Below are 25,952 nucleotides of genomic sequence, written 5' to 3'. Positions count from 1 at the left end.
TGGGAGAAAACTCATGTTAAACATCAAAAGCATACCCGCATTTAACGATAATTACATCTGGCTTATCAAAAATCGGGATGGATATTGTGCTATTGTCGATCCGGGAGATGCCAAGCCCGTTATCCGCTACCTGAAAGAACATAATTTAGAGCTCAAAGCAGTACTGATCACTCATCACCACAATGACCATATCGGTGGTATTTCAGAGCTTTTACGTCACTATCCTTCCATCAATATTGTTGGCCCTGAAAATGAAGCGATTCCCTCTCTGACACACAAAGTCAAAGAAGACGATTCCATCGATCTTTTTGACCATACTTTTACAGTAATGGATCTGAAAGGACACACATCCGGCCATATCGGCTATTTGAGTAATGATATGCTATTTTGCGGCGATGTTCTGTTTTCTGCCGGTTGTGGCCGGGTATTCGAAGGCACAATGAATGATATGTATCAATCCTTAAATAAAATAAAAAATCTTCCTGACGATATTCTGGTTTACTGTGCTCACGAGTATACAGCCAGTAACATCGCCTTCGCCTTAGCTGTGGATCCGGAAAACAAAGCGTTACTTGCGTACCGGGATGAAGTAAACCATAAGAGAGCCAATAATAAACCGACGATTCCAGTGCATCTTTCACTTGAGAAGCAAATCAATCCTTTTTTACGGGTTCAGGAAAAAGAAATCATTAAGAGTGTCAGTAATCGCACAGATGAGACTGATGAATTGTCTGTTTTTACAGCATTACGTGAGTGGAAAAATGGATTTTAAGCATTTCTTTCTTGAAACTGGTATCGCAGGACAAGTATTATCAGCAGCCGGGTTTAAAAAAGGCTGTAATCTATGAAAAAATCTTTTAGTTGGGCGATATTGCTTCTTTTAGCAGGATGTCAACTCACTCAATCAAATCGAAACGTTTCATCAGATTCTCAAAAAGAGAACATAACAAATACTGCTGTAAATCGTGAAGTCACTACCACTTCACAGACAGGCAGTGCAGTGGAAACCCGGCCAGAATCGCATCAGAGTATTTCTCCGAAGGATGTGGATGATTTGTGGCAACGCATTAGTATGCAATTCACTCTGCCGGTTCCAGACAATAAAAAGATCGATTATTATCGGACATGGTACATCAAACATCCCCGCCATCTTGAAACTGTTGCCAAAAGAGCTGAACCCTTCTTATATTTGATTACAGAAAAAATAGAGAAACGACACATGCCTTTAGAACTGGCTCTTTTGCCGGTTGTCGAAAGTGCTTTTGATGTCTTTGCCTATTCTTATGGACGCGCGGCGGGCTTATGGCAATTTGTTCCCGGGACAGGGAAACTCTACGGACTGAAACAGAACTATTGGTATGACGGACGCCGTGATGTTAACGCAGCAACCGATGCGGCTCTGGATTACTTTCAGGCTCTTCATAGTCAGTTTAATAACTGGGATAACGCTATTGCCGCCTATAATAGCGGAGAAGGTCGTGTAGCAAGAGCCATTAAATATAATAAAAGAAAAGGAAAACCAACTGACTTTTTTTCTTTATCTCTGCCTAAAGAGACCAGCAGCTACGTTCCCAAACTATTAGCCTTAGCCGATGTTATCGCCCATAAAGAAAAATATGGTCTTAATCTGCCTAAAATAGCCAACAAACCGGCATTGCAACTGGTTAATCCCAATAAACAACTGGATCTGGCCATTGCTGCGCAGCTGGCGGGCATTAGTGTAAAAGAACTGCAGAGTTATAACCCTGGTTTTAACCGCTGGTCTACTGCACCAAAAGGTCCTTATGATTTATTGATTCCGGTTAGCAATGTCAGTCATTTTAATCATGCCCTCAAAGATTACAAAGGAAGTGGCCTGAAACTGGTACGCTACAAAGTGAGGTCTGGCGATAACCTGAATCTCATTGCCAAAAAGAATAATACGACCCCAACAGTAATAAGAAAAGCAAATGCACTTAACTCTAATCTGATTCGTGCCGGTCAGTATTTAATGATTCCGACCTCCGTCAGAGATGAGGAAACGTATGAACTGAGTGTCGCCAACCGACTGGCTAAGATTCAGTCAAGAGCAAGAGGGAATCGCTACAAAGTAAGTTATACCGTCAGATCCGGTGACAGCCTCTGGACCATAGCGAAAAAACATAAGGTATCTTACAACGCTCTGGCTAAATGGAATGGAATGAGTCCCAGAGATCCACTAAAAGTGGGCAAAAAACTGGTAGTATGGAAAAAATCAGCCAATGGCGCCATCATTCGTTCTTTGTTTTACACCATCAAAAATGGCGACACACTGAGTGAAATAGCGTCAAAATTCAAAGTAAATATTTCCGATATCGTCAAATGGAATAACCTGTCAAATCAGAAATACATCAAACCAGGGCAGCGCATCAAACTGTATGTCGATGTTACAAAAGTTAGCGTATAAATGATCTGACTTAAGGCTGAGTCTCCCGGCTTACTGAGGCTCAGCAATTTTAAAAGTAGCAAAAACAGGATTATGATCAGAGGCATCCGTTTGAACAACATCCGCTGATATTTCAACTAACCCACGATAAAACACATGATCAAGAGGCATTCCGGTAACAAAACGCTTTCTTCGTTTATCATTCTGATAACGGACTTCTTTTAACTTTAACTTTTGCATCGCTTTGTTCAAAAAAGCAATGCGCTCCCGGTTCCAGCTATTAAAATCTCCGGCAAAAATAACCGGCCCTTTATGCTGCTCCAGTTGGGTTACCATCCGGTTTATTTGTTTTTGATAAGCCCCCAGACCAAGAGTAAAATTAATAGCATGTATATTGGCAACCGCCAGTAACTCTCCGTTGCTCAGAGGATAATAAGTCAGTAATGATGACTTAGGTAAACGAAGCCAGGGTTCGACATCTCGAAATCCACAAACACGGGACGAATTTGTCACAGCTCCGGTCAAAACGCCATTTTTTTCTCTGTGATATTCCCAGGCATCAACGTGATAGAAATGCCATGGTGACTTTGTCTGAAAATTCATCCAGAAAGCATCATCAACTGTCGCTTCCTGCAATAAGATCAATTGTCTTTGACGGGACCAGTCTGACAGTAACGACAACGCATTTTTCCGGTTTTCTTTATAAATATTCCAGACCAATACTTTAATGCTTCCGTCCGGTGTATTCACAGGACGAATTTTTCTGTCTGATGGCGAAAAACAGGAGGTCAGATGTTCAGTTCCGTTTTTCGCTTCCGGTGAGGTTAAAATTAAATTTCCGGGGATACGATAGGTCGACAAAACCCATGACGACAAGACAATGGCAATACTAAGTAAAGCAACAGCCGCAATACGCTTTTTCATTATTGTACAAGAATATCAAAGCAAAAAATAAAGGGGCGTTTTACGCCCCTTTATCGTCAAAATAAAATCAAATAGCGTCGTCGTCTTCTTCACCGGTACGGATACGAATAACACGATCAACATCAGTGATGAAAATCTTACCATCACCGATTTTTCCTGTTTGAGCTGTTTCAATTATTGATTCAACACATTTGTCTACAACATCACTTGAAACGACAATTTCCAATTTAACTTTAGGCAGGAAATCCACCATATACTCAGCGCCTCGATAAAGCTCCGTATGCCCCTTCTGACGTCCAAAACCTTTAACTTCAGAAACAGTCATACCTGTAATACCTACTTCTGCCAGCGCTTCACGGACGTCATCAAGCTTAAAAGGTTTGATAATAGCTTCTATTTTTTTCATGTTCATCCCTTAAACTTAAATTCATAGCCAGGCATTATTGACTAGCTATGGTAAACAATCAATAACTACTCTCAGATGCTCTTGCAAACATCAGACCAAAATTACATTCTCCGTGACGGATACTAACACAGTCTCTTGAAAAGCTATGATAGATTCATCACTTTAACGATACAGATAATAGAGTCCCTACCATCATATTGACGATGATTAATCGGTATTTTCCCATACTAATTCAAACTCATCTCCGGCATAAGCACGGCAAACAAATAATCCGGCCACAGAGACCACTTCATTACCGGACATAAGAATGGGCGTACGGCGACGTAACCAGCTTGGTACACCATATTCCTGAAACCAGTATTTCAGCGTTTTTTTACCATGACGCTTTTCTGGTGTAGCCATTACCCCTTCAGGATTGAAAACCACCCTTAGAGAGCCATTCAATATTTTTGAATTTAACCGCCCCACTTCCACCACTGGTTTCAGAGTTAACCGCCCCAGACCATCGGGTAAAACCACCGGACAACCGATATGAAGGTCAGATGTCCACTCTGAAATATCCGTATATATATCAAGACAATGCAATCGCCCGTTAAAACGTCGAATTTGCTTATTTTCCATTCTTAACACCGGATTGGCATCCACTTTTGCCAGAGCTACTTCTGACCAGATCATTTGTAGATGTTTCTTGCTTGGCATAAGAACCTGAAGGGAAGACAGCCATAGACGAAGCAACTGAGACCGGACAATCTCCGGTTTCTTTGTAAGTGCATCAATCTCAAGACTATCCTTATCTCCCATTAACCGGCACAACTCATCAGCGAGAAGATATTCAATCAATTGTTCCTGCCGGGCACAATGCTCAGCACTGCGCTGTACAGACGAACGAATATGTGGCCAGCGGGAATCGAGTATTGGGGTGATTTTATGGCGAATAAAATTACGCTCATACCGGATATCATCATTACTTTCATCATTCACCCATTCTAACTGATGATAATTCGCATACGTTTCAATCTGTTGACGGGTACAATTTAAAAAAGGCCTGACCAATACTCCATTATCAAATGACTGACATTCTGCCATTCCAGATAGCCCTTTTGGACCACTTCCTCTTTTCAACGCTAATAAGAAGGTTTCAAGCTGATCATCACCATGCTGTGCCGTCAGCAACAAGTCATCTGAACCAATATAGTGCTTCAATGCTTCATAACGGGCCGTTCTTGCCATCTGTTCAAGACTCTTTCCCCGGCAATCACCAAGTCTGACCTTTTCAAGATGAAATGGGATATCCACTTCATGACACCAAATCTGGCACATTTTCGCCCATTGATCCGCATTAGGGCTGATACCATGATGAACATGAACAGCCAAGACCGGATACATAGGATGAATCAAAGCAAATTCATGCAGCAACTGCAACATAACTCTGGAATCAATACCGCCACTTAGTGCCAGAACAATCCGACTCTTACTTTTCAGATACTGATGAAGTGTTTGATTAAATGATTCAACTAAATCCATTTTGGTTAGCCTGGCAAAAATTCCTAAGAAAAAGGGTTGGTTCAGTTACCAACCCTTTTACACATTTATCAATGCAGCTAGCAATAGCCGTAGCTCATCAATCTCTGATAACGTCTTTCCCTTAAAGATTCAGTATCCAGAGAAGTAAGTTCAGATAGCTGAGCAAGCAACGTCGCTTTCATGTTCTCAGCCATTTTATCATGATCCGAATGAGCACCACCCAGTGGTTCTTCAATAATGCTATCAATCAGATTTAACTCTTTCAGACGAGGGGCAATTAATCCCATCGCTTCTGCGGCCTGAGGTGCCTTCTCTGAATCACGCCATAAAATGGATGCACAGCCTTCCGGTGAAATCACCGAATACGTTGAGTACTGCAGCATATTCACGTAATCACCGACACCAATTGCCAAAGCACCACCAGAGCCACCTTCGCCAATCACATTACAGATAACAGGAACATTTAAACCCGCCATCACTTTCAGGTTCCGGGCAATGGCCTCTGACTGACCACGTTCCTCAGCACCCACTCCGGGATAGGCTCCTGCTGTATCAATAAAGGTAATAACCGGCATGTTAAAACGCTCAGCCATTTGCATTAAACGCAAAGCTTTCCGGTACCCTTCCGGTTTAGGCATACCGAAATTACGAATCACTTTTTCTTTTGTCTCCCGCCCCTTCTGGTGTCCAATAATCATAACCGGACGACCATCCAGACGAGCAATACCACCGACAATCGCCTTATCGTCAGCGTAAGCACGGTCACCGGCTAACTCATCAAAATCAGTAAAGATTTTTTCAATATAATCCTGTGTATAAGGACGCAAAGGATGCCTGGCTAACTGGGCGACCTGCCAGGCACCGAGATCACTGAAAATTTTCTTCTTAAGCTCAATACTCTTTTTTTCCAGCAACTCAATTTCTTTATCCAAATCAACAGATGTGTCTCCCCCATGACGAGTAACATCTCTAAGCGCTTCAATTTTGGCTTCTAATTCAGCAATAGGTTTTTCAAACTCTAAAAAATTCAGGCTCATTTACCGATCCTTTGTTCTCAGCTTTATAACAGTAAGCTGAAATTTTAGTTAAATTCTAGTTCTACCTGATCTTGGCCAAGTAGCTGTTTTAATTCGTATAATAAATCATCGCTTGGCGTAATCCGCCATTCCGTTCCCAGAGTAAGTCTGGCGCGTGCATTTTCTCGTTGGTAGTATACATGAACTGGTACACTACCTGACTTATGCGGTTCCAGTATTTGACAAAAACGTTCAAAAAAAGGTTTATCTACCTGTTCACGATAAACAGATAGGGACAAACTTTTTGCGTGTTTTTCCCGCGCAGAGTCAAGCCCCATCACCTCCCGGACCGTCATTTTAAGCCCACCGTTAAAGTCATCAAAGCTGACCTGTCCCGTAAGAATCAGAATTTTATCTTTTTCCAGCAAATCTGCATACTGATCCAGCGCATCAGAAAATAACATCGCTTCTAATCGCCCACTCCGGTCATCCAGAGAAACAATACCAATTCGGGAACCGCGTTTTGTGGTCATCACCTTAACGGCAATGACCAATCCTGCGACCGTCATCGACTGATCCCGTCGGGTTGGCGTTAAATCTTTTAACCGACAACTTGTATAATGCTTAAGTTCTCTGAGGTAACGATTGATAGGGTGACCAGTAAGATAAAGACCCAACGTTTCCCGTTCGCCTTCCAGCCACACTTTTTCCGGCCATTCAGGTACCTGACGGTATTTTTGTTCGACGTCTTCAGGAGCATCTGTCAATACGCCAAACATATCCGTCTGACCAAATGATTCAGCCTGCTTATACTGACTCGCAGCTTTTACCGCATCATCCAATGATGCCATCATTGCCGCCCTGTGAGGGCCTAATCTATCTAATGCTCCCGCATAAATCAATTTCTCAATGACTCGTTTATTGACTCGTTTTAGATCAATACGCGCACAGAAGTCAAACAGATCTTTAAAATAGCCACCGGATTCACGTGCTTCCAGAATGGCATCTATAGGACCTTCTCCAACCCCTTTAATAGCACCGATGCCGTAGACGATGGCACCGGAATCATCAACATTAAAACGATAGAGTCCTGCATTGATATCCGGCGGCAGCACTTTCAGTTTCATCCTGGCGCATTCGTCAACCAGTCCGACAACTTTCTCAGTGTTATCCATATCGGCAGTCATTACAGCCGCCATAAACTCAGCAGGGAAATGCGTCTTAAGCCATAACGTCTGATACGAAACTAACGCATAAGCAGCAGAATGCGATTTGTTGAATCCATAACCGGCAAATTTCTCTACCAGGTCAAAGATTTTCATAGCAAGTTCGCCGTCAACGTTATTTTTTATTGCGCCTTCTTCAAAAACAGCCCTTTGCTTCGCCATTTCCTCCGGTTTTTTCTTACCCATTGCCCGACGTAACATATCTGCACCGCCAAGTGTGTAACCAGCAAGAACCTGCGCGATCTGCATGACCTGTTCCTGATAAAGAATAATCCCGTAAGTTGGATCCAGAATTTCCTTCAGTGATTCATGTTGCCACTTCTCATCCGGATAAGACACCGGTTCCCGGCCATGCTTCCGGTCGATAAAGTTATCTACCATGCCTGATTGTAACGGACCGGGACGAAAGAGGGCGACAAGCGCAATAATATCTTCAAAACAGTCGGGCTGAAGACGTTTGATCAAATCTTTCATACCCCGGGATTCAAGCTGGAAAACCGCTGTTGTTTCAAAGTTCTGCAAATTTTTAAAAGAAGCCGGATCTTCCAGATCAATCGATTCAATTCTGACAGGATCCAACCCCTGCTTTTTCCGTCTTGGATTAATTAACCCTAAAGCCCAGTCAATAATAGTTAAAGTCCTGAGTCCAAGGAAGTCAAACTTAACCAAGCCTGCCGTTTCTACGTCATTCTTATCAAACTGAGTAACCGGATGCTTACCTTCTGCATCACAATAAATAGGCGCAAAATCAGTAATAGTCGTGGGTGATATAACAACCCCACCTGCATGCTTACCTGCATTTCGGGTACAGCCCTCAAGAATGCGACACATATCGATGAGTTCATGAACTTCCTCATCACTGTCATACAGATCCTGCAATGCTGGCTCCGCTTTGAACGCTTTTTCCAGAGTCATCCCCGGATCTGGCGGAACCATTTTGGAAATACGATCAACGAACCCAAATGGATGTCCCAGTACACGACCAACATCACGGATAACTGCCTTAGCAGCCATCGTACCAAAGGTGATGATCTGAGAAACCGCATCCCGACCATACATATCCGCAACATGATCAATAACTAAATCCCGTTTATCCATACAAAAATCGACATCAAAGTCAGGCATGGATACTCGTTCCGGGTTCAAAAAACGTTCGAAAAGAAGGTCATATGCCAGCGGGTCCAGATCCGTAATTTTTAATGAATAAGCAACCAGTGACCCGGCACCGGAACCCCGGCCAGGTCCAACGGGCACATCATTATCTTTTGACCATTGGATAAATTCCATCACGATAAGGAAATACCCCGGGAACCCCATCTGGTTGATAACACCTAATTCTATTTCCAAACGTTCATCGTATTCCGGCCGCCGCTGAGCTCTGATATTCGGGTCAGGGAAAAGAAACGCTAAACGTTCTTCCAGCCCATCGCGGGATTTTTTGATCAAATACTCTTCAATTTCCATCCCGTCTGTCGGGAAGTTTGGCAGGAAGTATTTCCCAAGCCTGATAGTGACATTACACTTTTTCGCTATTTCGACGGTGTTCTCAAGAGCTTCTGGTATATCACGAAATAACTCACACATTTCCTCTTCACTACGAAGATACTGCTGTGCACTATAGTTCTTGGGCCGGCGAGGATCTTCCAGCGTATAACCATCATGAATCGCAACCCGGATTTCATGAGCTTCAAACATATCTTCGCTAAGAAAGACCACATCGTTTGTCGCCACGACAGGAAGGTCTTTTTGTTCGGCAAGCTCAACAGCGAAATGCAGGTAAGACTCCTCATCTGACCGGCCGGTACGAACCAGTTCCAGGTAATATCGATCAGAGAAATACTGCTGATAAAATTCAACGCACTGCTCAACTAACGCCTGATTACCTTTCAGCAAAGCCCGTCCGACATCTCCCTGTCTGGCGCCACTTAAAATAATCAGTCCTTCGTTATGTTTAATAAGCCATTCTTTATCAATCACCGGCTGATGCTGAATATTTCCCCTCAGGTAAGCATCTGAAATCAACAATGTCAGATGCTTATACCCAACATTATTCGCCGCAAGAATCGTCAGCCGGGTCAATTCTTCTCCAAATTCTTCCGACTGAACTAAAAAGTCAGCACCAACAATGGGCTTGATACCATTCTTATGTGCCGCCCCATAAAATTTCACTAAACCGCATAAGTTAGTAAAATCTGTCAGAGCCATCGCTGGCATCCCCATCTCAGCCACTTTGTTTACCAAAGGCGGGACCTTTGACAATCCATCAACCATGGAAAAGTCACTGTGCATTTTAAGATGAATAAACTTAGGTTCTGACATTTAAAAATACCTGTTTATTGGAAAAATATTCTGATTCAGAGCATAAATAAAAAACGGGATCATTTCGCAACCATTTTTTCCAGGACCAGCTTAACAGGCTTAAAACTCTTGCGGTACGAGTCAATAACACCGTATTTCTCTATGGCTTCCAAATGCACTTTGGTGGGATAACCTTTATGTCTGGCAAAGCCAAACTGAGGATATTGCTTATCCAGCTCTTCCATCTCCGCATCTCTAACGACTTTTGCAAGAATAGAGGCAGCACTAATCTGAGCAACCCGAAGATCGCCTTTAACAACGGCTGTTGCCGGTACGGCTAAGCCGGGTGGTATTCTGTTGCCATCAATCAGGACACAATCCGGCTGAACGGATAATCCTTCCACAGCTCTTTTCATCGCCAACATGGTCGCATTCAATATGTTGAGTTCATCAATTTCTGACGGGGAACATCGTCCAATAGACCAGGCCAATGCTTTTTCTTTGATTTCCGGAAATAGCGCTAACCGTTTTTTTTCAGAAAGCTTTTTAGAATCGGTTAAACCTTCAATCGGACGGTCCGGATCCAGAATAACAGCGGCAGTGACAACATCACCAACCAAAGGCCCACGCCCTACCTCATCAACACCGGCAAATCGCTGGAATCCATCAGGATATGAGAATGATTCTAACTCTTTTGAACCATATTTCATGCTAACAACTTTTCCCAATCAAGCGTAAAACAGCCTGAGCAGCCTGCTCATCTGCATTTTTTCGTATCCAGTGATGCATTTCAGAAAAGGCGTCCTCTAAATCCGACGTATCACTATTGAACAACCTTACCACTTCTTCAGATAAGTTTTCAGCCGTACACTCTTCCAGCAAAAATTCTTTCACTAAAAGCTTATCGGCCAAAATATTAGGCAATGAGACAAACTCAGTTTTCACCAAACGTTTTGCCAGCCAGGCGGTAATCGCATTAACCCGGTACCCAACAACCATTGGCCGGTTAACCAGCATACATTCAAGAGCTACCGTTCCCGATGCCAGCATAACGACATCCGAAGCCGCTATAACGTGTCTGGCCGTATCATCCACCAAAACAAAATTAAGCTCCGGAGCCAACGTTTTCCAGACTGATATAAACTGTTCCCGGCGTTTCTGGTTAACCAGCGCAACAACAAAACCGATATTGTTTTCCTGCTCTGCAATCAACTGGCAGGCTTTGATAAACGGCTCACACAGCATTTTAAGCTCACTGCCACGGCTACCAGGAAGCACGGCTAACCAGCGCTTTTGGGGATCTAAATTCAATTCTTTTCTTGCCAGCAGCTTATCAGAGTCCATAGGAATTGCATCGGCTAATGTATGTCCTATAAATTCACATGGAACGTTAAACTTATCATAAAACGCTTTTTCAAAGGGCAAAAAAGCCAACACCAGATTCGTGGCAGCAGCAATTTTATAAATCCTTTTTTGCCTCCATGCCCAAACGGAAGGGCTCACATAATGGACTGTTTTTATGCCTGCATCTTTCAGATCTTTTTCTAAACGCAAATTGAAATCCGGAGCATCAATGCCGATAAAAACATCAGGCTGACATTGCTGAAAAAAAGAGACAAGATCCGATTTAATTCTCAATAACCGGGGAAGTCGTCCAAGAACTTCAACGAGCCCCATGACGGCTAACTCTTCCATTTCGAAAAGACTTTCACATCCCTGAGCAATCATTCCAGGCCCGCCAATACCGACAAATCTGGCATTAGGGTATCGTGTCTTTATCGACTTTATCAGGCCTTCACCCAATGTATCTCCGGACATTTCACCGGCAACAATACCAATTGTTAATTCTGAATTATTTACCGTCATTTCGTTTACTACTCGGGCTCACTTATAATCCGGGCCGTTGACCTTTCCAATATGAAAAAAAGACCGCTAGCCAGAGACTATATCGGTCTTTCTGTCTTTCTGTCTTTCTGTCTTTCTGTCCAAGCTTAACGAATAATACCACGTTCAGACTTGTTCAAAAATGCCAGTAACAATGCTAATGACGGATACTCCCCGGCTTCCTGAGCAATTTCTTCTTTTGCTTCATCCAGAGTCAGTCCTTTACGATACAGTGATTTATATGCCCGGCGAATCGCGTGAATCTCCGATTTTTCAAAACCTCTGCGTTTAAGACCTTCCACATTAACACCAAATGGCGCACAGTGATTTCCCTGAGCCATAAAGTACGGTGGCACATCCTGAACAACAATAGAACCACCACCCAACATACAGTGATCACCGATATGACAGAACTGATGTATGGCAGCCATTCCACCAATAATCGCCTGATCTCCGACAGTTACGTGGCCGGCTAGCGTCGCATTATTAGCAAAGATACAACGATCACCAATAACACAATCATGTGCTACGTGGGCATTAATCATAAACAGGTTGTCATTACCAACCGTCGTAATACCACGATCCTGAACCGTACCACGGTGCATCGTTACACTTTCACGAATCGTATTACGGTCACCAATAACCAGTTGGGTATCTTCGCCCTTGTATTTAAGATCCTGGCACGCTTCGCCAATGGATGCGAACTGAAAGATGCGATTTTGTTTTCCAATTTTACATGGTCCCTTAATCACGACGTGAGATAAGACTTCCGTCTTATCGCCGATTTCAACTTTGCTATCAACATAAGAAAACGGGCCAATTTTTACATTTGCACCAATTACGGCACCGTCTTCAACAATCGCACTGGGATGTATTTGGGCGGTTTCATGTATCATATTAAAATTCTCTGCGAGCACATTTTAATTCAGCAGAGCAGACAACGTCACCGTCTACTTTTGCCACACCATTAAATAAAGCAATACCACGACGTTCTTTCAAGAATTCAACTTCAACAATGAGCTGATCTCCAGGCGTTACTGGTTTACGAAATTTCGCATTATCAATACTTGCAAAATAATACAGCTCATTTTCAGTTGGTGCGCCAAATGTTTTAAACGCCAGAAGACCGGTAGCCTGAGCCATTGCTTCAAGAATCAGAACACCGGGGAAAACCGGAAGCTGCGGGAAATGACCAGTAAACTGAGGTTCATTAACCGAGACATTTTTCAGTCCGACAAGGTATTTACCTTCTTCGTAATCAGTCACTCGGTCAATTAACAAAAACGGGTAGCGGTGTGGTAAGAGAGAACGAATCTCAGTGATATCCATCGTTTTCTTTTCAGTAGTCAAGGTCATCTTCCTATTTCAAAACAAAATTATGCAGCATTATAATCAAAAAAAGCCCGCAATTGGCGAGCTTTTTGTAAAAAGCAACATTCTTATTCCGCATTTTGATCCAGCATTTTTTCTACCGCCTTAAGGCGCTTATGCATATCATCAATACGGTGAACACGAGCGGCTGTTTTACGCCATTCTTTATTTGACTGTAATGGGATACCTGATGAGTACATCCCTTTTTCTGAGATACTTCTCATCACCATTCCCATACCGGTAATGGTCACACCATCAGCAATATCGATATGCCCGTTAATCACGCTTGCACCACCTATAATACAGTATTTACCTATAGATGTACTACCGGCAACAACTGTTCCACCAGCCATTGCCGTCCCATAACCAATATGAACGTTATGCGCAATCTGAAGCAAATTATCCAGAATAACATTATCTTCGATAACGGTATCATCAAGTGCACCGCGATCGATACAGGTACAAGCGCCGATTTCAACACGATTACCGATGACAACGCCACCCAACTGAGGGATTTTTATCCATTCACCCTTTTCATTAGCATAACCGAACCCGTCAGCTCCGATCACAGTTCCTGACTGAATCAGGCAATTATCACCAACAGAAACAGAATGATAAATAGTCACATTAGCCCACAACCTAGTATTCTTACCAAGTTTTGAGTTCTTTCCGATAAAACATCCGGCCCCAACCGCAACATCATCACCCAGAACGACACCAGATTCAATCACGGCATTAGCACCGACAGAAACCCCATTTCCCATCACCACATCTTCAGCAATAACCGCCGAAGGGGCGACACCTGATGCTGGTTTCGGTGTCGAATCCAGAACCTGAGCAACCCGGGCAAAAGCCACATAGGGATCATCAACAACTAATGCATTTTGAGGACAAAGTGACTGCTGAGATTCCTTTACCATTACCGCTGACGCCTGGCAAGACTCCAGATGCTTAGCGTATCTGGGATTGGACAAGAAAGTAATTTGTCCGGAGACCGCTTTGCCCATTGGTGCAACAGACACGATTTCCACTGACTCATCACCAATGACCTTACCGCCTGTAACCTCAGCTAACTGGCCTAACGTAACCATAGTCATAAGTACTCTATTTTAACTGTTTAATCACTTTATCTGAAATATCGTACGCCGGATTGCCGTACTGCATCATCTGAACATCGATAACAAAATCGTAACCGTCTTTTTTAGCAATTTTTGCAACTGCACCCTGAATAATTTTAAACAGTTTATGTTTTGCCTTTGCTTCCGCCTGAGAGGATGCCTTTTCCAAAGCCTGAGCTTTGATTTTGTAAGTACTGTCCAGCTGACCGATATTAATACGAAGTTTTTCTATTTCATCGCTACTCATTAGTGAGCTGTTACGCTTCAGTTTTTCTACTTTCGTTTTAATTTCTTCTTTCAGACTTTTCAGCTCATTTGCACGATCTTTAAACTCATCTTGCATTTTCTGTAATGCGACTTCCCGTTGAGGAAGAGCCTGAAAAACTTTTGCCGTATTAATGTAAGCAATTTTCTGTGCAGCATTTGCCGCCTGCGCGTACATAGAAGAGCTAAGAATAACCAGACTGACTCCTGCCGCTTTTACAAGGTTTTTTAACATAATATCCTCATTTATTAAAATGTTCTGCCAATAGTAAATGAGAAGAACTCTTCATCATCACCATCGTATTTTTTAATTGGTTTCGCTATTGCAAAGACCAGCGGTCCCATTGGAGAAATCCACTGAATCGAGGCTCCGACAGACGAACGATAGTTAGTAGGATCCGAATAATCATAATAGTACTCATTATTATAATCAGCCCCGGCACTATTGTAGTCAAACTCCGTATCCCAAACGCTGGCCATATCGTAGAAAACACTGGTTCTCATCTGAGTTCGAGTCTCTTCGGAAACAAACGGTGTTGGAACAATCAACTCAACGCTTGCAAGCGCTGTTGCATTCCCCCCGGCAGATTCATCAGAACCATACAAGGTTCCGTTATTACTGTCGGCATAGCTTTTAAATACCGCTTTAGGTCCTGCAGTATTAGAGCTAAAGCCTCGCAAGGTTGAAAAACCACCGGCATAGAAATTCTCGTAAAAAGGATACAAATTATCATTGTCCCCTGTTTTACCATAACCATTACCGTAACCCAGACGACCTCGTAACAACAGAGTAAAATCTTCAGACTTCGTTATCGGGTAATACTGACGAACATCGTACTGCATCTTAAACCACTGAGTGTCAGAACCTGGTACAGTCATCTTGTAATAAGCTCTCTGGTAATTACCAGAGGTAGGGAAATACCCCCGGTTCAGATTATTACGTGTCCAGGTCAGGTTGATATCAAAATCATCCGTAGAAAAATTAACTTCCGAGCTGTTAAAATCAAGTCCCTGTGATTGGAGGAATTTCTCGATTTGCAAATACGGCGATAAGTTACCGATACCATTGTGAGTAAAGCCGACGCCAAAAGCAAAACGGTTCAGCTCATCTGCGGGGAAGCCCCACGTTAAGCTGGCACCATAACTGTCATTGGTATAATCAACAATACCATCGTCACCGGCTTCATAAATATTATAAAATATTTTTCCGCCCAGACTTACCCCATCCAGATTCCAGTATGGATCTTTATAGTTCAAGGTAACATTTTTCGAGTAATCATTGGTTGATACGGATATTCCGACATTGTTACCCGTACCAAGAAAGTTTTCCTGTTGTAAACCAACCTGAAAACTCAGTCCGGATTCAGTACCATAACCGACACCAAAATTGATACTTCCTGAGTTTGCTTCTTTTACATCATAAACCAGATCAACCTGATCTTCTGAATCGGGAACCCGAACCGTTTTAACATTAACCGTTTCAAAAAATCCCAGGCGATTCAGACGAGTTTTGCCCGTTTCAATCGCTTTAGAATTTAGCCATGCGCCTTCCATTTGACGCATCTCCCGGCGGAGCACCTCATCTTTTGTTACCGTATTACCTTCAAAACGAATATTACGGACATAAATTCGTTTACCCGGATCAACATGAACAACCAATGAAACCTCTTGGTCATCATCATCAAAAACCGGCGTTGTTCTGACATTCGGATAAGCGTACCCAGCTTCACCCAGAATTTTCTTCGCACCATCTTCAATACCAGTCACTAGGGAACCTTTATAGGTATCACCTTTATGAAATGGATTTAGTGCTTTAAATTCTGCATCTTTGCCAATTAAGTCACCTCTGAACGTCACATCATTTACCCGGTACGGTTTTCCTTCATGGACAGTCAGTGTGATGTATACTCCTTTTTTATCAGGAGATATGGAGACCTGAGTTGATGTAATCTGGAACTTTAAATATCCCCGGTCAAGATAGAAAGATTTCAGTTTTTCTAAGTCACCAGCCAACACCTGCTTCTGATATTTATCGCTGGTCAGAAAATTCCACCAAGCCACATCCGCTTCCAAATCAAATTTGGATAACAACTGTTTGTCACTAAAAACAGTGTTCCCGATAAAATTAATTTGCTGAATTTTCGCGGATACGCCTTCAGTAAAAACAAATTTTAAATCAGCCCGGTTCCGGGGAAGAGGTGTAACTACCGCCTTTACCGTCGCATTATATTTACCAACGCTATAATAAAAATCCTCTAGACCTTTCTCAATGTTTCCCAGAGTCGTCCTGTCTAACGCATCACCGACTTTAATACCGGAGGCTTCCAGATTTTGTTTTAACTGTTCATCTTTGATGGCTTTATTTCCAGAAAACGACACACTCGAAATAGTAGGCCTTTCTTTTACCTGAACAATAAGCACACCACCGTCCCGTAAGACTTTTACGTCTTCAAAATTACCTGACGCATAGAGGGCTTGTATTGTGTCCGAAATATCCTTATCACCAACAGTATCGCCAACACGAACTGGTATTTTCAGCAATGCAGCACCTAAAGTTACCCGCTGCAACCCTTCGACCTTTATATTCCGCACAACAAAACTATCAGAACCAAAAGCTGATACGCTACTTAAAAGCATTGTTGCCAGAAAAAACTTCTTTATTGCCATCTCTGTTCTAATTATTCCTAAACACAACCTAAACTAGCCGAATGCAAATTGATTACAGACGAGTAAAATCATTAAATAACGCAATAGCCATCAATGAAAAAATAATAACCCCACCAATGCGATACCCTATTTCCTGTATTTTTTCAGGAACCGGGCGTCTTATAATGGCTTCAATTGCAAAAAACATCAAATGACCACCATCTAACATAGGTAAGGGAACTAAGTTAATGATTCCTAAGTTAACACTAATAAGCGCAAGAAAACCTAAAAAATAAATAAAACCATATTCTGCAGTCGTCCCTGCCCCTTTTGCAATCGAAATCGGACCACTTAGATTACTTAGCCCTACATCACCAACCACCAGTTTTTTCAACATTACGGCCGTCAGTGAAATCAATTGCCCGGTTTTCTCTATTGCTTTTCCAACGGATTCAACCGGACCATATTGTATTTCATAACGGTACCCAGTCGGCCATGCTTCCATTTTTGGAGCAATTCCGGCGAAACCAATCACCTCTCCTGAAGGCAATCTTTTCTCTTTAGGGACGATGGTCAGAGATATGTTTTGCCCTTTTCTCTGAACGGTTAACGATAAAGGTTTATTCGGACTCTGTTTAATTTGCTCTGCAACCAGGGCCCAGTTCGTCGCCGGATGTCCACCCACGTTAACAATTACGTCCCGGTTCTTTAACCCGGCTTCCTTTGCAGCTCCTCCCTTAATCACCTGAGCAACGGTTGTCGTTACATCTGGAGTATAAGGAGCAAATCCTAATGCTCTGATAGCAGACTCTTTTTCCGGGTCAAAGTTCCATGAGGTAAGATTAATATTTAACTTTTGTGAATTACCAATGGAATCTGGTGATGCCACAGTCATCTGCATCGAAGTATCACCAATATGAGAAGCCAACTCCATATTAACGGTTTCCCAATCTGGCGTTTTCACCCCTGAAACCGATATGATTTCCATATTTTTTTGCAAACCGGCTTTAGCCACAATGGAATCAGGAACAACGGTTCCAACCACTGGCTTTACGGATGGAACACCAACCATAAAAATAATCCAGTATGCAAAAATCGCAAAAAGAAAGTTAAAAACAGGCCCGGCGGCTACGATGGCTGCTTTTCGGCTTAGAGGTTTATGATCGAAGGCCTGTGACTTCAATTCCGGAGGCACTTCCTCAACCCGGCCATCCAGCATTTTGACATAGCCACCAAGTGGAATCATTGACACACTGTACTCAGTACCATCCCGGCCAGTTTTTTTCCAGATGGCCTTGCCAAAACCAATGGAGAAACGCTCTACTCTAACACCACACTTACGGGCAACCCAAAAGTGACCGAACTCATGAACCGTCACCAAAATGCCTAATGCAATAAGAAACGATACCAAATTCCACAAAATGCCTGTCATATAATCAGTACTCATTCAGGATTTGTTGTGCATATAATCTGGATGTGTTATCCAAATCGATGATGCTTTCTAAATCTAATTGATTGGAAGGGTTCTCTCCGGAGCATATTCTTTCCAATACTTTCTCATTTAACGCCGCAATATCAGTAAACCCGATACGGCGTTGTAAAAATGCATCAACCATAACTTCGTTCGCAGCATTCAGCGCCGTGGTAGCAAATTGCCCTTCATAGCAAGCGTCAATAGCCAGTTTCAGACATGGGTAACGATGATAATCTACCTCAATAAAAGTCAATTCACCAATTTGACTGAAGTCCAGTTTATTAACACCCGCATTAATTCTATCAGGATATGCCATCGCCAGCGATATCGGTGTCGCCATATCCGGCTCCCCCATCTGAGCGATCGTTGACCCATCCTTAAACTGTACCATTGAGTGAATAACAGACTGAGGATGAATTAGTACTTTTAATTGTTCAACTGAAGCATTAAATAAATATTTTGCTTCAATATACTCCAATCCTTTATTCATCATTGTGGCAGAATCAACGGATATTTTCGGACCCATTGACCAATTTGGATGAGCAATTGCCTGCTCAGGAGTGACATCCACTAACGAATTAACGGGACTATAACGAAAAGGGCCTCCAGAACCTGTCAGTAAAATGTGAGAAACTCCTAAATTATCAAGTTCACAATAGCCAAGAGATGCCTGGGCTTCGGCAGGTAAACACTGGAATATAGCATTATGCTCACTATCTACCGGTAGAAGTTCTGCACCAAATTCCCGAATCGCTGACATGAATAACTGACCAGACATAACCAGAGACTCTTTGTTTGCAAGCAGAATTCGCTTTCCCGCTTTAATAGCAGCCATTGTCGGTCTCAACCCTGCAGCACCAACGATAGCAGACATAACGACATCGACTTCATCTAAAGAACAAACCTGACACATTGCATCAACACCATATTCGATGCAAATTTTAGTAAGACCGAGACTGACTAGCTGCTGTGAAAGCGCTTTTGCTGCACCTTCATCTTTCATAACAACATATTTGGGCTGCCATTTTTGACACAATCGGCACATTTTCCCAACATTCGTTCCGGCAACTAAAGCAACAACGGAAAAATCATCCGGATTATTCTCCATCACTTTAAATGTACTGTCACCGATTGAACCGGTTGCGCCAAGAATTGTTATCTTCTTCATTACTATCTTCTTATTACCACCTGATAAATAAGCAAAATAATTATTTTAACGAACACATCAGACTAAAAAATACAAAAAGGCAAACACAGGAAATGCGGCGGTGAGGCTATCAATTCGGTCAAGCACTCCACCATGCCCCGGGATAATATGGCTACTGTCTTTAATTCCGGCAACGCGTTTAAACATACTTTCAACCAAATCGCCAAGAACAGAGAACACCACAGTGACAAAAATAATACTAAGCATTGAAAGCATTGACGTAAAAGTAATCTCAAACCAACCAGCAAAAAGGTATCCCACAAACATCGCAGCAATAATACCACCAATCAGGCCTTCAATCGTTTTATTAGGACTGACTGACGGCGCCATTTTGTGCCGGCCAAATAACCTTCCGGAAAAATAAGCACCACTGTCCGCTGCCCACACAATGAAACAAACGTACATTACCAGTTTCGCACCATGGTAAAATTGCTCATCCATAAATTCAGTTCGAAGAGCAACAATACTCCAGAAAAAAGGGATTAAAGTCAGAAAGCCAAAACAATGAGGTAATAATTTCGAATGCTTCCAAAAGGCACAGGTTTTTGGGTAGGTTATTGCCAGTACACTGGCAATACACCACCACACAACAGCGACAGAAAGTAAGGCCATCATATAAAAGTTAATGTGGTGATGATGAATGCCATACGATGAACTAAACAAATACAGACAAATTACAGAGACAAGAAACGCTGGCAGAAAAGCCGTTATTCTCGCTTCAATATTAATAAACTGAGTCCACTCCCAAAAACCAATTAATGTGACGATAGCAATCGCAAACATAAACCAGGGAAGCGGAAGTAGAAAAATGCCAAATATAACCAGTGGGGCTAATATTAAAGCTGTTATAACTCTTTGTTTCAAATTAAAAACCTTATTATTTATCCAGTAGTGCTTTAATTTGCTCTCCAGTACACCCGAACCGACGTTCCCGGTTGACATACCATGTTATTGCATCAACTAAACTATCTTCATTAAAATCCGGCCAGTATGTCGGTGTAAAATAAAGCTCTGCATAAGCAAGTTGCCATAACATAAAGTTACTGATGCGACACTCCCCACTGGTACGAATCAACAAATCAACATCAGGCAAATCCGACATTGTTAAATATTGGGCAATACTTTGTTCAGTAATATCTGATGACGAGAGAATTCCACCAGAAATATCTTCAGCGAGCTGGCGAACGGCATTGGTAATGTCCCATTTTCCGCCATAATTCGCCGCAATATTAACGACCATTCCTGTATTATTTTCGGTAAGGGATTCTGCTGATGCAATCTTATCCTGAAGCCGCTTACTAAAACGAGACAAATCCCCAATCACCCTCAATCGAAGATTGTTCTTGTGGAGCTTTTTTACTTCGGTGGTTAATACTGAAAAAAAGAGTTCCATAAGTACGCCAACCTCATCTTGAGGGCGACGCCAGTTTTCGCTACTAAAGGCAAAAAGAGTGATAGCCTGAATACCTAACTGAGTTGCCGTAGAAATTGTTCGCCGAACGGCCTTTACCCCATTTTTGTGGCCAAAAACCCTTGGTTTCCCTTTTTCTTTGGCCCAACGACCATTACCATCCATAATAACAGCAATGTGTTTTGGTAAAGCTTCTGACGAAAGTGTTAAATTCTGCATGATTATATAATAATTTTGACTATCGTAAGCTTTGAATAAAAAAGCGCTGTGCCTTCACATAAGCCCAGCGCTTTAAAACGCATGAAAAATTAAACTTCCATTAATTCTTTTTCTTTTGCAGCCAGAACATCATCAATTTTCTTAACAGCTACATCTGTCAGTTTTTGAATTTCATCCTGAGCTTTACGATCTTCGTCTTCTGAAATTTCTTTATCTTTCAAAAGTGCTTTCAGTTCGCTATTGGCGTCCCGACGAATATTTCTTACCGCAACACGACCACCTTCCGCTTCACCGCGAACAATTTTCACAAGATCTTTACGGCGTTCTTCTGTTAATGGTGGTAACGGTACACGAATCACCGTTCCGGCAGACATCGGATTTAATCCAAGATCAGAGGTCAAAATGGCTTTTTCAACTTTCGGAGTTAGCTCTTTATCAAAAACAGTAATCGCCAGAGTACGAGCATCTTCGGCTACCACATTCGCTACCTGGTTAAGAGGAGTGGGGGCACCATAATACTCAACTGAAATACCAGCTAACAAACTAGGGTGTGCACGTCCGGTACGAACCTTACTCAGGTTATTTTTAAGTGCCTCTACGCTCTTGTCCATACGCTCTTGAGCGTCTTTTTTGATTTCATTAATCACAAACATCACCTTGATTGTTATTTTAACCTTACAGGCATTAACTTAAGCACAAATTAATGTACCTTCAGTTTCACCCATTACGACGCGACGAAGCGCACCTGGTTTATTCATATTGAATACGCGAATTGGCATCTTATGATCACGGGCTAAAGTAAATGCAGCCAAATCCATTACTTTAAGCTCCTTATCTAAGACATCGCTATAAGTCAGCTTATCATACAGCTCAGCATCAGGGTTGGCTACCGGATCTGCTGTGAATACACCGTCTACTTTTGTTGCTTTGAGAACTACGTCAGCTTCAATTTCAATACCACGCAGACATGCGGCTGAATCTGTAGTGAAAAATGGGTTACCGGTACCGGCAGAAAAAATGACAACGCGTCCCTGACGAAGCTCTCTGATAGCCGTCGACCAGTTATAATCGTCACAAACACCGTTTAAAGGAATAGCAGACATAACACGGGCATTAACGTAAGCACGATGTAATGCATCTCTCATCGCAAGACCATTCATTACCGTAGCCAGCATTCCCATATGATCACCAACAACACGATTCATACCGGCTTCTGCAAGCCCAGCGCCCCTGAACAGATTGCCACCACCAATAACTAAACCGACCTGAACGCCTAATTCAACAAGTTCTTTGACTTCCTGAGCCATACGTTCAAGAACAGCAGGATCAATACCGAATCCTTCTTCACCCTGAAGAGCTTCGCCACTAAGTTTTAACAAAATACGCTGATATGCTGGTTTAGGATTTGTTGTCATGGTTATTACCTTCTAAAACTGAGTTGTGTGATTAACAGTCATGAATAAACGCTATATCGATAACGCATTATTCATCACGATTAACTGGCTTATATCGCGAAAAGACCGCAGCCTTAGCTACGGTCTTTAACTCTGTCAGTCAATCAAAGATTAACCTTTCTGAGCGGCTGCAACTTCCTCAGCGAAGCTCATTTCTTCTTTCTTCTCGATACCTTCGCCTACTTCCAAACGAACGAAACCGGAAACGGAAGCACCGGTTTCTTTCAGGATATCGCCAACCGATTTCTTAGGTTCCATAACAAATGGCTGACCAGTAAGAGAGATTTCGCCGGTGAATTTCTTCATACGGCCAATAACCATTTTCTCTGCAATCTCTGCTGGTTTACCTTCGTTCATTGCGATTTCAACCTGAACCGCTTTTTCTTTCTCTACAACTTCTGCAGGTACATCAGCAGGAGTCAGATATTCAGGACGAGAAGCTGCTACGTGCATTGCAATGTGTTTTAGTGTCTCAGCATCGCCTTCACCTGCAACAACAACACCAATTTTTGTGCCATGGCTGTAAGCAGCAATTGCAGTACCTTCGATGTATTGAACACGACGGATAGACATGTTCTCACCGATTTTTGCAACAAGCGCAATACGCTCTTCTTCAAATTTAGCCTGAAGTTCTTTATCTGTTGCTTTTGTTGCCAGTGCATCTTCAGCAACTTTGTTTGCAAATGCATTAAAGCTACCATCTTTAGCAACAAAGTCTGTTTGACAGTTAACTTCAAGAAGTGCAGCAACACCGTCAGCCTGTTTGATTACGATGATACCTTCAGCGGCTACATTTCCTGCTTTTTTAGCCGCTTTTGCAGCACCGCTTTTACGCATGTTTTCGATTGCAACTTCGATGTCACCATCGGTTTCAACAAGCGCTTTTTTGCATTCCATCATACCTGCGCCAGTACGTTCACGCAGTTCTTTAACTAGAGCAGCAGTAACAGCCATTCTCTATTCCTCAGTTGATTCTGTGTGGTAAAAATTAGGGGCCTGTTTTATCGGGCCCCTAATGCTAACTATAACCTAATCTATACTGCAAAATTATGTCGTAAAGATCAGGATTGGCTTAGAGCCGCAATTATTCAGCTTCTACGAAACCGTCTTTTTCAGTAGCTGCTGCAATCGCTGCAACATCTTTGTTACGACCTTCATTGATCGATTCTGCTACTGCGTTTAGGTATAACTGAACTGCGCGAATCGCGTCATCGTTACCAGGAATAACGTAATCAACGCCATCAGGGTTAGAGTTAGTATCTACGACTGAAAATACAGGGATACCCAGGTTGTTAGCTTCTTTAACTGCGATATGTTCATGATCAGCATCAATGATGAATAGCGCATCAGGCAGACCGCCCATGTCTTTGATACCACCAAGAGATTTCTCCAGCTTCTCCATTTCGCGAGTACGCATCAGAGCTTCTTTCTTAGTTAGTTTATCAAATGTGCCATCTGTTGATTGACTTTCAAGCTCTTTAAGACGCTTGATTGACTGACGAACAGTTTTCCAGTTTGTTAGCATACCGCCCAACCAGCGGTTGTTAACGTAGAATTGGTTACTTGCAACAGCAGCTTCTTTAACCGCTTCAGATGCAGCGCGTTTAGTACCAACGAAAAGAACTTTTCCTTTTTTCTCACCGATTTTAGCCAGTTCAGCTAGTGCATCGTTGAACATTGGGACTGTTTTTTCTAAGTTGATGATATGAACTTTATTACGGGCACCAAAGATGAATGGTTTCATTTTTGGGTTCCAGTAACGAGTCTGGTGACCAAAGTGAACACCAGCTTTCAGCATATCGCGCATTGATACAGTTGCCATTTTTAAATCCTCTATGGGGTTAGGCCTCCACATTTCCCATATTACCGACTCTCAAGAGCACCCCGGAATACGTGTCGAAATGTGTGTGAATTAAATAATCAGTTTGAAGATAATTGTCTATATCGCCATACAGAAGATAATAAACCCTTATCCGGCGCGATTTATACCATATTTTACGGTATTGTTACCAGAAAAAATTCTGGAATTTCGTAAGATTATAGCGTTATTTCGTACATGCTAATGAATATCAGTTATGATCTTGCAGTAACCTTCTTCATTGTTACAATATAGCGATTAGCACATATGTGCAGGTAAATTGTAGAGAAAGCCGATGTCTGTAAAAATAAAAACCGCAGAAGAAATAGAAAAAATGCGCGTAGCGGGTAAGCTCGCTGCGGAATTACTGGAAATGATCGAACCTTATGTAAAAGTGGGTGTGACAACGGAAGAGCTCGATCAAATTTGCCACAAGCACATTACAGAAGTTCAGGATGCTATTCCGGCACCATTGAACTATCATGGTTTTCCCAAATCCATTTGCACTTCAATTAATCATATCGTTTGCCACGGTATCCCTGCTGTAGAAGATTCTCGGTTTGGCGATATTTCACGTCCGGCAGTTCTGAAAAACGGCGATATTATGAATATCGATGTCACCGTTATTAAGGATGGCTATCACGGAGATACATCAAAAATGTTTATGGTTGGAGAGGTATCACCGGCAGATAAACGCCTTTGTATGGTAGCGCAGGAAAGTTTGTATCTGGCAATGAAACTCGTCAGACCCGGATTACGCCTTGGCGAAATTGGTACCGCGATTGAAAAACATGTTAAAACAAACAATAAGAATAATCCCCGGATGAAGTTCTCTATTGTTAAAGATTACTGTGGTCACGGTATTGGTGAAGGCTTCCACGAAGAGCCTCAGGTCGTTCATTACCGAAATAATGATCGGACCATACTGCAGGAAGGAATGATATTCACAATCGAGCCAATGATTAATGCCGGAAAATTCGGTTGTCGCCTGGATAGTGACGATAATTGGACAGTCTATACTGCTGACGGGAAAAACTCAGCGCAATGGGAACACACCATACTGGTTACCAAAGATGGATGTGAAGTACTCACATTAAGAGAAGAAGAATCCATTCCCAGAGTCATGCATAATTCATAATTTCACTTTCATTTCCCTCATAAAAATATCCCTGATGCTCAGGGATATTTTTTTATCGGATTCTCTGATAAATTTGCACTCATCAGAATTTAGTTTGCACGGAAGCAGGT

General features: G+C 42.3%; 23 protein-coding genes. 3 read left to right on the top strand and 20 right to left on the bottom strand.

The window, feature by feature from the left end; all coding sequences use genetic code 11:
• Positions 1 to 13: 13 nt before the first annotated feature.
• Both gloB and LRQ06_RS11045 read left to right on the top strand, forming a co-directional pair.
• Positions 14 to 772: a hydroxyacylglutathione hydrolase gene (gene gloB, locus LRQ06_RS11050; RefSeq protein ID WP_232766379.1), complete on the top strand. Its 759-nt coding sequence runs from the start codon at positions 14 to 16 to the stop codon at positions 770 to 772.
• 72 nt (positions 773 to 844) lie between these two features.
• The gene (locus LRQ06_RS11045) at positions 845 to 2,425 is read left to right on the top strand and encodes a LysM peptidoglycan-binding domain-containing protein (protein ID WP_232766378.1); all 1,581 of its coding nucleotides are present in this window, start codon (positions 845 to 847) and stop codon (positions 2,423 to 2,425) included.
• Between the two features lie 30 nt (positions 2,426 to 2,455).
• On the opposite strand, the gene LRQ06_RS11040 is transcribed toward LRQ06_RS11045, so the two are convergent.
• From LRQ06_RS11040 to rpsB, 20 genes are all read right to left on the bottom strand, one after another.
• Positions 2,456 to 3,328 (bottom strand): endonuclease/exonuclease/phosphatase family protein, encoded by an 873-nt coding sequence (locus tag LRQ06_RS11040; RefSeq protein ID WP_232766377.1) that lies wholly within the window; start codon positions 3,326 to 3,328, stop codon positions 2,456 to 2,458.
• Between the two features lie 67 nt (positions 3,329 to 3,395).
• Positions 3,396 to 3,734, bottom strand: coding sequence for a nitrogen regulatory protein P-II (gene glnB / locus LRQ06_RS11035; RefSeq protein WP_124936079.1), 339 nt, complete (start codon positions 3,732 to 3,734; stop codon positions 3,396 to 3,398).
• A gap of 207 nt (positions 3,735 to 3,941) precedes the next feature.
• On the bottom strand, positions 3,942 to 5,258 hold the full coding sequence (gene tilS, locus LRQ06_RS11030) for a tRNA lysidine(34) synthetase TilS (protein ID WP_232766376.1): 1,317 nt from the start codon (positions 5,256 to 5,258) through the stop codon (positions 3,942 to 3,944).
• A 77-nt stretch (positions 5,259 to 5,335) separates the two neighbouring features.
• Entirely contained in the window at positions 5,336 to 6,295 is a 960-nt protein-coding gene (gene accA / locus LRQ06_RS11025) for an acetyl-CoA carboxylase carboxyl transferase subunit alpha (protein ID WP_232766375.1), read from the bottom strand.
• A gap of 44 nt (positions 6,296 to 6,339) precedes the next feature.
• The gene (gene dnaE, locus LRQ06_RS11020; protein WP_232766374.1) at positions 6,340 to 9,819 is read right to left on the bottom strand and encodes a DNA polymerase III subunit alpha; all 3,480 of its coding nucleotides are present in this window, start codon (positions 9,817 to 9,819) and stop codon (positions 6,340 to 6,342) included.
• 59 nt (positions 9,820 to 9,878) lie between these two features.
• The gene (rnhB, locus tag LRQ06_RS11015) at positions 9,879 to 10,508 is read right to left on the bottom strand and encodes a ribonuclease HII (RefSeq protein WP_232766373.1); all 630 of its coding nucleotides are present in this window, start codon (positions 10,506 to 10,508) and stop codon (positions 9,879 to 9,881) included.
• 1 nt (position 10,509) lies between these two features.
• Positions 10,510 to 11,664, bottom strand: coding sequence for a lipid-A-disaccharide synthase (gene lpxB / locus LRQ06_RS11010; RefSeq protein WP_232766372.1), 1,155 nt, complete (start codon positions 11,662 to 11,664; stop codon positions 10,510 to 10,512).
• 125 nt (positions 11,665 to 11,789) lie between these two features.
• On the bottom strand, positions 11,790 to 12,578 hold the full coding sequence (lpxA, locus tag LRQ06_RS11005; RefSeq protein ID WP_232766371.1) for an acyl-ACP--UDP-N-acetylglucosamine O-acyltransferase: 789 nt from the start codon (positions 12,576 to 12,578) through the stop codon (positions 11,790 to 11,792).
• A gap of 1 nt (position 12,579) precedes the next feature.
• Positions 12,580 to 13,011, bottom strand: a complete 432-nt coding sequence (gene fabZ / locus LRQ06_RS11000; protein ID WP_232767165.1) for a 3-hydroxyacyl-ACP dehydratase FabZ — start codon at positions 13,009 to 13,011, stop codon at positions 12,580 to 12,582.
• 110 nt (positions 13,012 to 13,121) lie between these two features.
• On the bottom strand, positions 13,122 to 14,150 hold the full coding sequence (gene lpxD, locus LRQ06_RS10995; RefSeq protein WP_232766370.1) for a UDP-3-O-(3-hydroxymyristoyl)glucosamine N-acyltransferase: 1,029 nt from the start codon (positions 14,148 to 14,150) through the stop codon (positions 13,122 to 13,124).
• Between the two features lie 7 nt (positions 14,151 to 14,157).
• Positions 14,158 to 14,670 carry an OmpH/Skp family outer membrane protein gene (locus LRQ06_RS10990; RefSeq protein WP_232766369.1) on the bottom strand — a complete coding sequence of 171 codons (513 nt, stop codon included), beginning with the start codon at positions 14,668 to 14,670 and terminating at the stop codon, positions 14,158 to 14,160.
• Between the two features lie 14 nt (positions 14,671 to 14,684).
• A complete protein-coding gene (gene bamA / locus LRQ06_RS10985) occupies positions 14,685 to 17,102 on the bottom strand; it encodes an outer membrane protein assembly factor BamA (protein WP_232766368.1) in 2,418 nt (805 codons plus the stop codon).
• A 52-nt stretch (positions 17,103 to 17,154) separates the two neighbouring features.
• On the bottom strand, positions 17,155 to 18,513 hold the full coding sequence (gene rseP, locus LRQ06_RS10980; RefSeq protein ID WP_232767163.1) for a sigma E protease regulator RseP: 1,359 nt from the start codon (positions 18,511 to 18,513) through the stop codon (positions 17,155 to 17,157).
• A 4-nt stretch (positions 18,514 to 18,517) separates the two neighbouring features.
• Positions 18,518 to 19,723: a 1-deoxy-D-xylulose-5-phosphate reductoisomerase gene (gene ispC / locus LRQ06_RS10975; RefSeq protein ID WP_232766367.1), complete on the bottom strand. Its 1,206-nt coding sequence runs from the start codon at positions 19,721 to 19,723 to the stop codon at positions 18,518 to 18,520.
• A 57-nt stretch (positions 19,724 to 19,780) separates the two neighbouring features.
• Positions 19,781 to 20,626: a phosphatidate cytidylyltransferase gene (locus tag LRQ06_RS10970; RefSeq protein WP_232766366.1), complete on the bottom strand. Its 846-nt coding sequence runs from the start codon at positions 20,624 to 20,626 to the stop codon at positions 19,781 to 19,783.
• 13 nt (positions 20,627 to 20,639) lie between these two features.
• Positions 20,640 to 21,392 carry an undecaprenyl pyrophosphate synthase gene (gene uppS / locus LRQ06_RS10965; protein ID WP_232766365.1) on the bottom strand — a complete coding sequence of 251 codons (753 nt, stop codon included), beginning with the start codon at positions 21,390 to 21,392 and terminating at the stop codon, positions 20,640 to 20,642.
• Between the two features lie 89 nt (positions 21,393 to 21,481).
• Positions 21,482 to 22,039: a ribosome recycling factor gene (gene frr, locus LRQ06_RS10960; protein ID WP_232766364.1), complete on the bottom strand. Its 558-nt coding sequence runs from the start codon at positions 22,037 to 22,039 to the stop codon at positions 21,482 to 21,484.
• Positions 22,040 to 22,081: 42 nt separating this feature from the next.
• Positions 22,082 to 22,807 carry a UMP kinase gene (gene pyrH, locus LRQ06_RS10955; RefSeq protein ID WP_232766363.1) on the bottom strand — a complete coding sequence of 242 codons (726 nt, stop codon included), beginning with the start codon at positions 22,805 to 22,807 and terminating at the stop codon, positions 22,082 to 22,084.
• 150 nt (positions 22,808 to 22,957) lie between these two features.
• Positions 22,958 to 23,800: a translation elongation factor Ts gene (tsf, locus tag LRQ06_RS10950; RefSeq protein ID WP_232766362.1), complete on the bottom strand. Its 843-nt coding sequence runs from the start codon at positions 23,798 to 23,800 to the stop codon at positions 22,958 to 22,960.
• Between the two features lie 130 nt (positions 23,801 to 23,930).
• Positions 23,931 to 24,668, bottom strand: coding sequence for a 30S ribosomal protein S2 (gene rpsB, locus LRQ06_RS10945; RefSeq protein WP_232766361.1), 738 nt, complete (start codon positions 24,666 to 24,668; stop codon positions 23,931 to 23,933).
• Positions 24,669 to 24,999: 331 nt separating this feature from the next.
• Between rpsB and map the strand changes: the two genes are divergently transcribed.
• On the top strand, positions 25,000 to 25,842 hold the full coding sequence (gene map / locus LRQ06_RS10940; protein ID WP_232766360.1) for a type I methionyl aminopeptidase: 843 nt from the start codon (positions 25,000 to 25,002) through the stop codon (positions 25,840 to 25,842).
• Positions 25,843 to 25,952: the final 110 nt, after the last annotated feature.

The sequence above is a fragment of the Vibrio salinus genome (assembly GCF_021272385.1).
GTDB classification, from domain to species: Bacteria; Pseudomonadota; Gammaproteobacteria; order Enterobacterales; family Vibrionaceae; genus Vibrio; species Vibrio salinus.
The sequence above is the reverse complement of the archived record's forward strand: the minus strand, read 5'-3'. Positions and strand labels throughout refer to the sequence as shown.

What these genes read in the sequence shown, in the direction of transcription:
- gloB (WP_232766379.1), top strand. Translation starts at nt 14, where the DNA reads ATGTTAAACATCAAAAGCATACCCGCATTTAACGATAATTACATCTGG.
- LRQ06_RS11045 (WP_232766378.1), top strand. Translation starts at nt 845, where the DNA reads ATGAAAAAATCTTTTAGTTGGGCGATATTGCTTCTTTTAGCAGGATGT.
- LRQ06_RS11040 (WP_232766377.1), bottom strand. Translation starts at nt 3,328, where the DNA reads ATGAAAAAGCGTATTGCGGCTGTTGCTTTACTTAGTATTGCCATTGTC.
- glnB (WP_124936079.1), bottom strand. Translation starts at nt 3,734, where the DNA reads ATGAAAAAAATAGAAGCTATTATCAAACCTTTTAAGCTTGATGACGTC.
- tilS (WP_232766376.1), bottom strand. Translation starts at nt 5,258, where the DNA reads ATGGATTTAGTTGAATCATTTAATCAAACACTTCATCAGTATCTGAAA.
- accA (WP_232766375.1), bottom strand. Translation starts at nt 6,295, where the DNA reads ATGAGCCTGAATTTTTTAGAGTTTGAAAAACCTATTGCTGAATTAGAA.
- dnaE (WP_232766374.1), bottom strand. Translation starts at nt 9,819, where the DNA reads ATGTCAGAACCTAAGTTTATTCATCTTAAAATGCACAGTGACTTTTCC.
- rnhB (WP_232766373.1), bottom strand. Translation starts at nt 10,508, where the DNA reads ATGAAATATGGTTCAAAAGAGTTAGAATCATTCTCATATCCTGATGGA.
- lpxB (WP_232766372.1), bottom strand. Translation starts at nt 11,664, where the DNA reads ATGACGGTAAATAATTCAGAATTAACAATTGGTATTGTTGCCGGTGAA.
- lpxA (WP_232766371.1), bottom strand. Translation starts at nt 12,578, where the DNA reads ATGATACATGAAACCGCCCAAATACATCCCAGTGCGATTGTTGAAGAC.
- fabZ (WP_232767165.1), bottom strand. Translation starts at nt 13,011, where the DNA reads ATGGATATCACTGAGATTCGTTCTCTCTTACCACACCGCTACCCGTTT.
- lpxD (WP_232766370.1), bottom strand. Translation starts at nt 14,150, where the DNA reads ATGACTATGGTTACGTTAGGCCAGTTAGCTGAGGTTACAGGCGGTAAG.
- LRQ06_RS10990 (WP_232766369.1), bottom strand. Translation starts at nt 14,670, where the DNA reads ATGTTAAAAAACCTTGTAAAAGCGGCAGGAGTCAGTCTGGTTATTCTT.
- bamA (WP_232766368.1), bottom strand. Translation starts at nt 17,102, where the DNA reads ATGGCAATAAAGAAGTTTTTTCTGGCAACAATGCTTTTAAGTAGCGTA.
- rseP (WP_232767163.1), bottom strand. Translation starts at nt 18,513, where the DNA reads ATGACAGGCATTTTGTGGAATTTGGTATCGTTTCTTATTGCATTAGGC.
- ispC (WP_232766367.1), bottom strand. Translation starts at nt 19,723, where the DNA reads ATGAAGAAGATAACAATTCTTGGCGCAACCGGTTCAATCGGTGACAGT.
- uppS (WP_232766365.1), bottom strand. Translation starts at nt 21,392, where the DNA reads ATGCAGAATTTAACACTTTCGTCAGAAGCTTTACCAAAACACATTGCT.
- pyrH (WP_232766363.1), bottom strand. Translation starts at nt 22,807, where the DNA reads ATGACAACAAATCCTAAACCAGCATATCAGCGTATTTTGTTAAAACTT.
- tsf (WP_232766362.1), bottom strand. Translation starts at nt 23,800, where the DNA reads ATGGCTGTTACTGCTGCTCTAGTTAAAGAACTGCGTGAACGTACTGGC.
- rpsB (WP_232766361.1), bottom strand. Translation starts at nt 24,668, where the DNA reads ATGGCAACTGTATCAATGCGCGATATGCTGAAAGCTGGTGTTCACTTT.
- map (WP_232766360.1), top strand. Translation starts at nt 25,000, where the DNA reads ATGTCTGTAAAAATAAAAACCGCAGAAGAAATAGAAAAAATGCGCGTA.